We start from the raw sequence: 12,216 nt of genomic DNA on the forward strand, positions 1-12,216 counted from the left end.
CCGGCGAGGTGCGGAGCCCGGCGGCGCGAGGGACCGGGACGGCGGCCCGGCACGGGGTACGTGCCGGGCCCGAGCGCGCGTCGCAGCCGGTGCTCGTCCAGCGGGCCGGAGAAGGCGAGGCCCTGCGCGTGGGTGCAGCCGAGCGCCTGGAGGACGGTGACCTGTTCGGCGCGGTCGACGCCCTCGGCGACGGTGTACAGGCCGAGGTCGGTGGCGATCCGCAGCACTCCGGCGGTGATCTTGTAGTGCCGGGCCGAGTCCACGACTCCGCTGACGAGGTTCCGGTCGAGCGTGAGCGCGTCGACTTGGGAGCCTGCGCAGCGCCTCGATCGTGGCGTGCCCGGCGCCGAAGCCGTCGAGCCCGATGCGTACACCGAGCCTGCGGAGCACGTTGAGGCGCCGTTCCAGGGTGTCGAGCGGGACGCGCGGGTCGTCCAGGCGCAGGGCGATCTGGAGAGCGCCCGAGGGCAGCGCGTAGCGCGTGAGGAGCGCCTCGACGGAGGTGAGCGGTGTCGTGGCCCGGTCGAGCAGCGCCCGGGCCCCGAGCCGCACCGAGACGGGCGTCGTATGGCCCTCGGCACGGCGTTCGGCGGCTTCGGCGATGGCCTCGCCGAGCAGCCAGCGGCCGAGCGCGCCGCCGCGTTCGGCGTCCCCGGGGCCGCGCAGGAACTCCTCCGGGGTGAAGAGGATGCCTTGCGCGGAGCGCCAGCGGGCCTCGGCGGTGACGACCTCGACGGCGCCGGTGTGCAGGCAGACGACGGGCTGGTGCAGGAGTGCGAACTCGCCCTCGTCCAGCGCCGTGCGCAGCCGCCCGGCGAGCGCGGTGCGGCGGGCGGCCTCGGTCTGGAGCTGGGGGACGTACAGTTCGACGCGGTCCTTGCCGAGTCCCTTCGCGCGGTACATCGCGAGGTCGGCGTTGCGCAGCAACTCGCCCGCGCCGAGGCCGTTCTCGGCGAAGGCGACGCCGATCGACGCGGCGATGCGCACCTCGTGGCCCTCGATCATGTACGGCAGCGAGAGCGCGACGCGGAGCCGTTCGGCGAGGTCCTTGATCTGCTGCTCGCGCTCGGCCACGTCGCGGGTGCCCTCGCCGACGATGAGCGCGGCGAACTCGTCGCCGCCCAGCCGCGCGGCGGTGTCTCCCGAGCGCACCGACTCGTGGAGCCTGCGGGCGGCCTGGACGAGGAGTTCGTCGCCGGCCTGATGGCCGATGGAGTCGTTGACGCCCTTGAAGCCGTCAAGGTCGATGAAGAGCACGGCGACCCCGGTGTCGCCCGTGCGGCGGCCCTTGAGGGCGCGGCGCACGCGGCGCGTGAAGAGGGCGCGGTTGGGCAGGTCGGTGAGCGGGTCGTGCTCGGCGTTGTGCTGGAGCTGGGCCTGGAGGCGGACGCGTTCGGTGACATCGCGGCTGTTGAGGATGAGCCCGCCGTGCAGCCGGTTGACGGTGGACTCGACGTTGAGCCAGTCGCCGCAGCCGGACTTGAAGCGGCACTCGATGCGGGTCGTGGGCTCGCAGCCGGGGTCGGCGGCGAGGAAGCGGCGGATCTCGTGGACGACCTGGCCGAGGTCCTCGGGGTGGATGAGGGAGGCGAGTTCGCAGCCGAGCATCGACTCGGCCTCGCGTCCGTAGACGCCGCTCGCCGCGGGGCTCACGTACCGCAGGACGCCGCTCGGCGCGACGATCATGATGACGTCGCTGGAGCCCTGGACGAGCGAGCGGAAGTGCTCTTCCTTATGGGCCAGTTCCTGCGTGAGGGCGATGTTGTCCACGAGCATGATGCCCTGGCGCAGGACGAGGGCCAGCACGACGGTGCAGGCGGTGATGAGCACGACGCGGTCGACGCTCGGCGCGTTGACGGCGCTGTAGAGGAGGCCGAGGGTGCAGACGGCGGCGGCGAGGTACGGGGTGAGCGCCGCGAAGGTGCTGGTGCGCGCCCGCGTCGCGGGCGGGACCTTGACGGGCTCCTCGGCGGGGGCGCGGCGCGTGGAGCGTACCCAGGGGGCGTACGCCAGAAGCAGGGACCCGGCGAACCAGCCGGCGTCGAGGAGCTGGCCCGAGCGGTAGCTGTCGCGCAGCAGGGGCGAGGTGAAGAGGGCGTCGCACAGCACCGTGAGGGCGAAGGCGCCGACGGCCGTGTTGATCGCGAACCTGCCCGCGGCCGAGCGCTTGAAGTGCAGCGCGAGCACCATCGAGACGAGCGCGATGTCGAGGAGCGGGTACGCGAGCGAGAGCGCCGCGCGGGGCACGCTCTCGCCCCGGAACTGCGTCGTGTGCGCGAGCGCGAGGCTCCAGGAGAGCGTGAGGAGCGAGCCGCCGATGAGCCAGGAGTCGAGCGCGAGGCAGGCCCAGCCCGCGCGGGTGACGGGCCGTTTGGCGAGGACGAGGAGGCCGACGATGGCCGGTGGGGCGAAGAGCAGGAAGAACAGGTCGGCGAGACCGGGGACGGGCACGCTCTGCCGCAGGACGACCTCGTACCAGCCCCAGACCGCGTTCCCCCCGGCGGCCATGACCGAGGAGAAGGCGAAGAGGAGCCAGGCGGGCCGGAAGCGGGTCCGGCTGCGGCGCGCGTAGAGCACGCAGGAGACGCAGGCGACGAGCCCGGCGAGGCTGAGCCCGAAGTCGCCCATGAAGGCGGCGACGCGCGGCGAGCCCCAGCCGAGCACCGAGCCGACGGCGTATCCGGCGCTGAGCAGCACCAGGAGGATCTGACCGAGGAGGCCGGGCGCGAGACGCCGCGCCCCGCCGCCCACCGGGTCCGCGCCCGCACCGAGAATCCCGGCCTGGCGGGGACCGTCGGCCGAAGAAGGATCGTCGGCCGGAGGGGGGCCGTCGGCCGAAGGAGGAGCCTCGGCCTGACGAGGGCCGCCGTCCTGGGATGCCCCGCCGGTCCGGGGCGGGGCACCGGTCTCCTCGGGACGCGCGTGCCCGCCGGCGCTTCCGCTGTCGTCGGCACGCGTGGTCTCGGGGAGAGTCCCGCTCTCGCCGGGGCGCGCGTCGCTCACGGCCTCGCGCGCGTTCACCGGACCGCTCCCGTGGGCGGGATGAGCACCCGTCCGGCGGAACGGCGGGAGGCGGTGCGTCCGGGCAGCGGCTCGCGCCCGCGTCGCGCGGGCCGTACCCCGCGCGCTGTCGGCCGCGCCCCGTACGTGCTCCGCTGGCGTGTCTCAAGGCCCCGCATACCCCGTCGCCCCCTCGGCGTCCCTGTCTCCGGCGTCCTCGGCCCGGCCGTCCGGCGGCTCGTCCCCGGCACCGTCACCGTCCGCGACGGCACCCCTGCGGCGACGATACACCAGAATCGTCACAGAGCGACATAGTCTCTCTACTCTCCGTGACGAAGCGGAGGCATCGTCTACGGTACGGGGCGATCCGTGCGCGGTACGTGCCGGTAGCCGGGTTCGCTGGTTCCGTTCCCGGCCCATGGTGGGGCGAAAACCACCCACCGGGGGCCGGAACGTAACAAGCACACCCGCACGGGGACGGGACGGGCGGGAGGGACGGCAGGGGCGGGAGGGGCGTCGCGCCCTCGCGACCGGGCCCGCCGGGGGGTCAGGCGCCCGCCGTCAGCACGATGTTGTCCGGCCGTTCGCCCGCCGCGAACCGGGTGAGCTGGCGGGCCAGGAGCCGCTTCGCGCGGGGCTCGAACGCGGACGTGGAACCGCCGACATGCGGGCTGACGAGGACACCGGGCGTGTGCCACAAGGGGTGTGCGGCGGGGAGCGGTTCGGGGTCCGTGACGTCGAGGGCCGCGGTGAGGCGCCCCGTACCGGTCTCGGCGAGCAGCGCGTCCGTGTCGACCACCGGGCCGCGCGCGACGTTGACGAGGAGCGCGCCGTCCTTGAGCCGCGCGAGGAACTCCGCGTCCACGAGGCCGCGGGTCTGCTCGGTCAGCGGCGTCGAGAGGATCACGACGTCGGCCTCCGGGAGCAGCGCGGGCAGCGCGGTGAGCGGATGCACGTCGCCGCGCTCCGTGGCACGCGCGGAGCGCGCGACGCGCAGGACCCGCGCGCACTCGAAGGGCGCGAGCCGGTCCTCGATCGCGGCACCGATCGACCCGTACCCGACGATGAGCACGGTCCGGTCGGCGAGCGCCGGGTAGAAGCCGGAGCGCCACTCCTCGACGCGCTGGCCCTCCACGAAACGTGGGATGCCGCGCAACGAGGCCAGGGTCAGGGCGAGGGCGAGTTCGGCGGTGCTCGCCTCGTGGACGCCGCGCGCGTTGCACAGCACGACGCCCTCGCGCAGGGCGGCGACGGCCGACGCGACGTTGTCGGTCCCGGCCGAGAGCGTCTGCACGACGCGCACGTCCCGCATGGCGGGCAGCGGGCGCAGCGCGACCTCGGTGCCGCGCAGGTAGGGCACGACGTAGAACACACAGTCGGCGGGGTCGGCGGGGAACGTCTCCTCACCGTCCCAGCGGCGGTACGTCAGTCCCGATTCCTTCTCGCCGGGCAGGCCCGGGATCTGGTCGGCCGGATAGGGGAGCCACACATCGCCTGTCATGGTCAGGAGGCTAACGACCGCCGGGGGCCGCCGGGGAGGCCGGGGCGGGGGCCGCGAGGCGCTGCGGTTAATTTGGTGCGCGTACGGGGTCCGGCTCAGCTTCCGTGACGCCGTGCCTTTCCACCATCATGGCTTGGCCTGCAGGTCCTATGAGCAGAGGGTGACTGATGGCCCATGGAGTAGTCATCGACGGTGCGCTGACCCGTCTCGTTCCGACGACCGAGGATGATGTGGACCTGCTGAGCCGTTGGTTTGCCTCTCCCGACCTCGTCGAGCACTGGGGCGGCGTGCCGGTATCCCGGGACGAGGTAGCTGTGAAGTACGTCGGGCGGCGCCGGCCGCATGTGGAGTCCTTCCTTGTACTGGAACAGGGCACACCGGTGGGCTACGCCCAGTACTGGCACGCCGGAGCGGCCGAAGGCGGCATCGACATGGTGCTGGTACCACAGGCGCGGGGCCGGGCCCTGGGGCCAGATGCCGCCCGCGCGCTTGTTGCGCACCTGGGTGGTCTTGGGTGGAGGCGCGTGACCGTCGATCCCGTACAAGGAAACGCGCGGGCAGCGCGGGCCTGGGAGAAGGCCGGCTTCCGGCAGGTGTCGGCTGACGCGGAAAATTTCTTCATGAAGTTCACCTTCGTCGAGGACCGCCAGGGCTGACCTCTGTACGGCAGCGTCAATCGTCGCGGATCGTGTGCGCTTCACAGAAGGTGAGCCAGAACCCGCGTACGGGCAGCGGGGAGGAAAGACCAGGTGGAGCGCAGGACGATCGGCTCCGGGGCGCTGCGCGCAGGGGCCGTGGGTCTCGGCTGTATGCCGATGAGCTGGGCATACACGCGTTCGCAGCGCTCGGGCACCGAATCGGAACGGACGGTGCGGAGCGCTCTCGACCACGGCGTGACGCTCTTCGACACGGCCGACATGTACGGGCCCTTCACCAATGAGCTGCTGCTCGGCCGGGCCCTCGGCGCGCGGCGCGCGGAGGCGCTGCTCGCGACGAAGTGCGGGCTGCTCGTGGGCGACGGGCACCTCGTCGCGAACGGCCGCCCCGAGTACGTACGGCGCGCCTGCGACGCCTCGCTGCGCCGGCTGCACACCGACGTCATCGACCTCTATCAGCTGCACCGCGCCGATCCCGAGGTGCCGGTCGAGGAGACGTGGGGCGCGATGGCCGGACTCGTCGCGGCGGGCAAGGTCCGCGCGCTCGGTCTGTGCGCGCACGACGCGCGGGCCGTGCGCGAGGCGACGGCGCGCGGTGACGGGGCGCGCGGGGGCGGCGGGGTGCGCGGGGGCGGCGCGATGCGCGAGGGTACGTCGCGCGAGGGCGGCGTGACGGTGCGCACGGCGCGCGGCGTCCTCGCGGCGCCGCGCGAGGCCCCGTACGCGCCGACGGTGCGGCTCCTGGAGCGGGTCCAGCAGGTCTTCCCGGTGAGCGCGGTGCAGGCGGAGCTGTCGGTGTGGTCGCGCGAGGCGCTGCGGACGCTGCTGCCGTGGTGCGTGGCGCGTGGCGTCGGCTTCCTGGCGGCGCGTCCGCTGGGCAGCGGCTACCTCACCGGGACGCTCACGCCGGGGCAGGGCTTCGAGCCGGACGACGTACGGGCCAGGCACCCGCGCTTCACGGCGGAGATGATGGCCGCGAACCAGCCCGTCGTGGCGGGCCTGCGCCGCGTCGCCTCGCGCCACGGCGCGACGGTCGCTCAGGTCGCCCTGGCCTGGGTCCTGGCCGCCGATCCGCGCGTCGTCGCCGTCCCCGGCACGAAGCGCGCCCCCTTCGCCGCCGAGAACGCCGCGGCGTCGTCCCTGCGCCTCGACGCGGACGACCTGCGCGAGATAGCCGCACTGCCGCGGGCGCGGGAGAGCTGGGACGTGTGGGGGTGAGGGGCGACGGGCGCGGGGTGACGTAGAGGGGGCGGCGGGGCGGAGGCCATGCGGGGGGGCCGGGGGCGTGTACGGCGCGTGCGCGGCCCGCGCCGTACGGTGCACCGCGCCGTACGGTGCACCGCGCCGTACGGTGCACCGCGCCGTACGGTGCGCGACGTGGCGCCCCGTACGCGACGTGTGCGGCGCGCGACGTCCCCTTCGCCGCCTCGCGCCGTCATGCTGGGAGCCGGCGCGGGAACGCGTCGTGTGGACGTGACCGGGCGAGCCCGACCGAGAGGACCGTTTCGTGCGAGGCATTCCGATTACCCGCGCCGCGCTGGCCACCGCCGGAGCCCTGCTGCTCGCGGGCTGCTCGTCCGGCTCGGACGGCTCCTGGGACCCGATCCGCGAGGCGTCGCCGTCGAGCGCCGCGAGCAGCGGTTCCGGGGCGAGCGGCGCCCCGCAGGACTCCGCGTCGGCGAGCGCCTCTGCGGCTCCGGCGAAAGGCTCGGTCGAGGTCGTACGCACCGTCACCGAGGGGTTGAAGGCACCGTGGGCACTCGCGCCACTGCCCGGCGGCGGGCTGCTCGTCTCCTCGCGCGACAACGGCCAGATCCTGGACGTCGACACCGCCTCGGGCAAGAAGACGCTCGCGGGAACGGTGCCGGGCGTCGTGCACGAGGGCGAGGGCGGCCTGCTCGGGCTGGCGGTGTCGCCCGGCTTCGCGACGGACCACCAGGTGTACGCGTACTTCACGACCGCGTCCGACAACCGGATCGCGCGGATGCTCTACGACGCGAAGAAGCCCGCCGGGCAGCGGCTCGGCGCGCCCAGCACCGTGCTGCGCGGCATCCCGAAGGGTGTGACGCACAACGGCGGCAGGATCGCCTTCGGCCCCGACGGGATGCTCTACGTCGGCACCGGCGAGACCGGCGAGCGCGGCCTCGCCCAGGACCGCGCGTCCCTCGCGGGCAAGATCCTGCGCGTCAACCCCGACGGCAGTCCCGCGCGAGGCAACCCCGCTCCGGACTCGCCCGTGTGGTCCTGGGGCCACCGCAACGTGCAGGGCTTCGCCTGGGACCCGGCGAAGCACATGTGGGCCTCCGAGTTCGGCCAGGACACATGGGACGAGCTGAACCTCATCGAGCCGGGCGGCAACTACGGCTGGCCCGACGCGGAGGGCAAGGCCGGCAAGTCCGGTTTCAAGGACCCGCTGGAGCAGTGGAAGACCGCCGACGCCTCGCCGAGCGGCGTCGCCTGGGCCGAAGGCTCCGTGTGGCTCGCCTCGCTGCGCGGCGAGAGGCTGTGGCGCGTACCGCTGCGGGGCACCGAGGCCGCCGCGAAGCCGCAGGCGTTTTTGAAGGGCGAGTACGGCAGGCTGCGCGCCGTCGTCGCGGCGGGCGGCGACAAGCTCTGGCTGCTCACCAACGAGACCGACTCGCGCGGCACCCCGTCGAAGGGGGACGACAAGATCCTCGAACTGCGCGTGAAGTGACCTCGGCGGGGCCGCGCGGTCCTTCGGGTGCTGTGCGTCGTGCCTGGGGTCTCGCGCCCCGTGCTTCGCGCGTTCGGCGGCCGGGACGGGGCGGGGCAGCGGGGCAGGGCTCGTCGCCGTGCCGCCGCGACGCCGCGACGGTATCCGCCGCTGTGCCGCTGACGCGGCGGTCGCACGCCGCCGCCCCCGCGGCGTGGCGCGTGGCTCGGCTGTCAGATCCGCCAGGCTCCCGGGTCCGTCACCGCGCGGGGTTCGGGCGCCGGCGGGCCAGGCTCTTCCTCGGGGGTGTCGTCGGTGGTGGGCGGGACGGCGGCACCGTGGGCGACGCGGACCGTCACCTTGCCCGAGCGCAGGTCGATGGCACCGTGACCGGGATCGCCGTCCCCGACGTCCTCACGGGTGAGTTCCAGCCGGCTGCGCTCGTCCTCGGTGTGCTTGCGGCCGGGGTTGAAGAGCATGTCGAACGCGCTGAACACGGTGGGCCTCCCGCCTCGGGCAGGGTGCCCGTTCTGTCAGCGTAAGCCCGTTCGAGTGAAAGCGGGCGGGAGAGCGAGACGCCGTCCCTCACCCGAGCGGGCACCACGCACCTCGCGTTCACCCCCCGGGTTGTCCGCCGTGTCGCTTCCGCTCCCGGGCCCCACGCCGGGTGGCGCCGCTCCCCCGTCCCCGCGACGTCACGCGGCGCGGAGGCGCAGTCGTACGCCGTGAAGGCGACGTCGCGGCCGACGCGGCATCACCCGCCGCGCACGCGACGTCCCGGCACCCGTACGCGACATCCACCGTCCCGCCGCGTCTGTCTCCCCGCCAGCCCCTCGGCACGCGCCCCCTCAGCCCCTGAGGCGAGGCGGGCGCGTCCGTCGATCCACCAGGGCGCGACACCCCGGGGCCTCAGCGCGAGAGGCGCGGAGCCTCGGGTCCGTGCTCCGGGAGACTCACGGGTGCGGCCCGTCCTCGTTCCGCGCGGCCCACTCGTGGGCCAGCACGGCCCATCCCTCACTGTCGTGGCGCACACCGCCGCGCGGGTAGCTCTCCCTGAGCACCGCTTCGCGGCGCATTCCGAGGCGGCGCGCGACGGCGATGCTCGCGGTGTTCGCGGACACGGCCCACCACTCGACGCGGTGCATGTGCCGCTCGTGGAAGGCCCAGTCGGCGAGGACGCGGCAGGCGCGGGTGACGAGGCCGCGCCCCGTACCGGCGGGTTCGAGCCAGCAGCCGATCTCGCAGACGCCGGTCGCGGCGTCGAAGACGCGGAAGAGGACGCCGCCGACGAGCGTGCCCCCTCCCGGCCGCCCGCAGCCGTCCCAGATCCCGTAGAGGAAGCCGGTGTCGGCGACGCGCTTCGCGCCGTAGTCGCACAGCAGCTCGCGCGCACTCTCCTCGTCCACGACGCTTTGGCCGAAAGTGATGTACGTGCCGATGAAGTCACGGCCGCGCTCGATGTGGGCGAGGAACTCGGCGGCGTGCCACGTCTCCAGGGGGCGCAGCTCCGCGCCGTCCTCTCCGAGCGGAAGGGCGAACAAGGTGCCTCCAGGGGCGGGCGGGGACCGTCACCCGGTCCGTACCCGGTCGTCCTCGTGGGCGGGCTCGCTATCGGGCCCGCTGCCGTCCGCCGGACACGGACGCGGCACGACTCTAGAGGCGGCCTCCGCGGCCGGCACGGGCTTTTCGATGCTGAGCCGGGGCAGCCGGCGGTCGAGCCACTTCGGCAGCCACCAGTTCGCGTCCCCGAGCAGGTGCATGAGGGCCGGCACGAGCAGGGTGCGCAGGACGAACGCGTCGAGCGCGACGGCGACCGCGAGCGCGATGCCGAACATCGAGATGACGCGGTCGCCGGAGAGCACGAAGGCGAGGAAGACCGAGATCATGATGACGGCGGCCGAGTTGATGACCCGGCTCGTCTCTGCCAGGCCGACGCGTACGGCGCGGCGGTTGTCACCGGTCTCGCGCCACTCCTCGTGCATCCGGCTGACGAGGAAGACCTGGTAGTCCATCGAGAGCCCGAAGAGCACCGAGACCATGATCACCGGCAGGAAGGGCTCGATGGGCCCGGAGGCGCCGAGCCCGAGCAGTTCGCTGCCCCAGCCCCACTGGAACATCGCGACCACGACGCCGAAGGCCCCGCCCACGGCGAAGATGTTCATGACGGCGGCCTTGAGCGGGATCGCGAGGGAGCGGAAGGCGAGCAGCAGCAGGACGGAGCCGAGGGCGACGACGATGCCGAGGAACATCGGCATCTTCCCCACGATCAGCCGCGCGAAGTCGTCGTACCCGGCCGTGACACCGCCGACCGCGACATCGAGCGACGTACCGCTCTCGGCGCGCGGCAGGACGTCCTCGCGCAGCCGCTCGACGAGCGCGCTGGTCTGCTTGGACTGCGGCGAGGACGCGGGCACGACGGTGAGGTACGCGGCGTCGCCGCGCTGGTCGTACGTGACGGGACTTACCGAGGCTACGCCCTGGACGTCCGCGAGGTCGCCGTGGAGCCGGTCGAGCGCGACCTTGTCCTGCGCGCCGCCGACGTGGGTGACGAGCGTGAGCGGCCCGTTGGCCCCGGGCCCGAAGCCCGATCCCTCGCCGCCGTCGCCCGCGAGGAGGTCGTACGCCTTGCGCGTCGTGGACGTCGCGGGGTTGTTGCCTTGGTCGGAGGTCCCGAGGTGGAGGGAGAAGGTGGGCAGGGCGAGGAGGGCGACGACGGCGACGGCGCCCGCGCCGAGGAGGCGGGGATGCCGTTCCACGAAGGCGGACCAGCGCGCCGCGAACCCGCTCGGCGTCTCGGGCTCGGGACCATGCGCGGCGAGCCGCTGACGCTCGCGACGGCTGAGGGCGCGGGGCCCGGTGTACGACAGGAGCGCGGGGAGCAGCGTGACGGAGGCCGCGACGGTGAGCAGGACGGTCAGCGCGGCGGCGATCGCGACGCCGTTGAGGAAGGAGAGCCGCAGGACGAGCATCCCGAGCAGCGCGATGCACACGGTGGCCCCGGCGAACACGACGGCGCGCCCGGTCGTCGCCGTCGCGTCCACGGCGGCCCGGTCGGGTTCGGCGCCGCGCCGCAGCGCTCTGCGGTGGCGCGTGACGATGAACAGCGCGTAGTCGATGCCGACGCCGAGGCCGACGAGCATTCCGAGCATGGGCGCGAAGTCGGCGACGGTCATGGCGTGGCCGAGGAGCGTGATGGCGCTGTACGCGGTGCCGACGGCGACGAGCGCGGTGGCGATGGGCAGCAGGCTCGCGAGGAGCGAGCCGAAGGCGAGGAAGAGGACGATGGCGGCGACGCCGACGCCGATCGCCTCGCTCAGGTGCAGGCCGGAGGATTCGGTGCCGGCCACGGCGCTGCCGCCCAGTTCGATCTGGAGGCCGGGGCCCGCCGCGTCCCGCGCGGTGTCGACCACGGCTTGCGCCTGGCCGGCGGGGAGGTCGTCGGCGGGCTTGTCGAAGGTGACGGTGGCGTACGCGGTGCGTCCGTCGGCGCTGATGCCGCCGCCCTCACCGTTGCCCTGGTAGGGGCCGGCGACGGCGGAGACGCCGGGCAGGTCGGCGAGGTCGTCGAGGGTGCGGCCCATCGTCTGCTCGACGGCGGCGGCGCGGACGGACCCGTCGTCCGTGTGCCACACGACGGTGTCGCTGTCGCCCGCGAGCCCGGGGAAGTTCTCCTCCAGGAGCCGTGTCGCGCGACCGGACTCGGTGCCGGGGGCGTCGTAGTCGTTCGAGTACGCCGACCCGGCGAGCAGCCCACCGGCAGCGGTGCCCGCGAGCACCACGAGCCACAGGACGACGGTGAGGAGGCGGTGCTTGACGCACCAGCGGGCGAGTGCTGCCACGGACGGCTCCCTGGGGGCTTCGTGGTCGTGCGGAGGGAGCCACATGGCGCGGTCGCGAGCGCGGACACCGCGGACACTACGTAGGCAGGCCCCAAAACCGGCCTGGAGCAGGCGGTTTTGGACACTCTGGCAGCAAAACCTGATCGTTTGACCGTTTCGTGTGCCGCCTCACAGAGGTTTATTCCCGCCCTACGGGAATTTTTCGGGGCGGGGGTGGAAGTGGGGCCGGACAGGGCGGGACGCAGGGTGGCGGGGTGAGGTCTGGAGGCATGGCGTCGTGGCGGGCCGGGGCGGGGTGTGCGGGCGAGAGACGCACGCTCGCGCGCGGAGGAGATTCGGCGCACATTCGTGCACGCAACCACCTGAATGGATGAGCGTTCACCGAAGCGCGCACCGTACACAGGTGTTCACCGAACCGCATCGGGCGCACGCGCGTACACCGAGCGACGCGCAGCACACACCCGTACGCCAGCTCACCCGCGCCGCCAACCGGACTCCGCCGAGTGCACACCCGTACACCGAAAAGGGCGGCTCCCCACCTCGCGG

General features: G+C 73.7%; 7 protein-coding genes and 1 pseudogene. 3 read left to right on the forward strand and 5 right to left on the reverse strand.

The genetic code is table 11. The features are described from left to right. Together SSBG_RS06890 and SSBG_RS06895 are read right to left on the reverse strand one after the other, a co-directional pair. A pseudogene (locus SSBG_RS06890) lies at positions 1 to 2,775 on the reverse strand (putative bifunctional diguanylate cyclase/phosphodiesterase); the annotation flags it as partial. 772 nt (positions 2,776 to 3,547) lie between these two features. Beyond that, complete coding sequence (locus SSBG_RS06895) at positions 3,548 to 4,501, reverse strand: 2-hydroxyacid dehydrogenase (RefSeq protein ID WP_199781347.1); 954 nt, start codon at positions 4,499 to 4,501, stop codon at positions 3,548 to 3,550. A 167-nt stretch (positions 4,502 to 4,668) separates the two neighbouring features. Between SSBG_RS06895 and SSBG_RS06900 the strand changes: the two genes are divergently transcribed. From SSBG_RS06900 to SSBG_RS06910, 3 genes are all read left to right on the forward strand, one after another. Further along, a complete protein-coding gene (locus SSBG_RS06900; protein ID WP_037869118.1) occupies positions 4,669 to 5,157 on the forward strand; it encodes a GNAT family N-acetyltransferase in 489 nt (162 codons plus the stop codon). A 93-nt stretch (positions 5,158 to 5,250) separates the two neighbouring features. Beyond that, the gene (locus SSBG_RS06905; RefSeq protein WP_037869119.1) at positions 5,251 to 6,375 is read left to right on the forward strand and encodes an aldo/keto reductase; all 1,125 of its coding nucleotides are present in this window, start codon (positions 5,251 to 5,253) and stop codon (positions 6,373 to 6,375) included. Positions 6,376 to 6,664: 289 nt separating this feature from the next. Continuing rightward, positions 6,665 to 7,852, forward strand: a complete 1,188-nt coding sequence (locus SSBG_RS06910; RefSeq protein ID WP_008745487.1) for a PQQ-dependent sugar dehydrogenase — start codon at positions 6,665 to 6,667, stop codon at positions 7,850 to 7,852. A gap of 212 nt (positions 7,853 to 8,064) precedes the next feature. Here the strand turns inward: SSBG_RS06910 and SSBG_RS06915 are convergent, their stop codons facing one another. The 3 genes from SSBG_RS06915 to SSBG_RS06925 all read right to left on the reverse strand — a co-directional run bounded on the left by SSBG_RS06915 (position 8,065) and on the right by SSBG_RS06925 (position 11,670). Then, on the reverse strand, positions 8,065 to 8,328 hold the full coding sequence (locus tag SSBG_RS06915; RefSeq protein ID WP_008745488.1) for a DUF6191 domain-containing protein: 264 nt from the start codon (positions 8,326 to 8,328) through the stop codon (positions 8,065 to 8,067). Positions 8,329 to 8,784: 456 nt separating this feature from the next. After that, on the reverse strand, positions 8,785 to 9,372 hold the full coding sequence (locus SSBG_RS06920) for a GNAT family N-acetyltransferase (protein WP_008745489.1): 588 nt from the start codon (positions 9,370 to 9,372) through the stop codon (positions 8,785 to 8,787). Between the two features lie 27 nt (positions 9,373 to 9,399). Then, complete coding sequence (locus tag SSBG_RS06925) at positions 9,400 to 11,670, reverse strand: MMPL family transporter (RefSeq protein WP_008745490.1); 2,271 nt, start codon at positions 11,668 to 11,670, stop codon at positions 9,400 to 9,402. Positions 11,671 to 12,216: the final 546 nt, after the last annotated feature.

Origin of the sequence: Streptomyces sp. SPB074, assembly GCF_000154905.1 — a bacterium.
GTDB lineage: Bacteria > Actinomycetota > Actinomycetes > Streptomycetales > Streptomycetaceae > Streptomyces.

What these genes read in the sequence shown, in the direction of transcription:
- SSBG_RS06895 (WP_199781347.1), bottom strand. Translation starts at nt 4,501, where the DNA reads ATGACAGGCGATGTGTGGCTCCCCTATCCGGCCGACCAGATCCCGGGC.
- SSBG_RS06900 (WP_037869118.1), top strand. Translation starts at nt 4,669, where the DNA reads ATGGCCCATGGAGTAGTCATCGACGGTGCGCTGACCCGTCTCGTTCCG.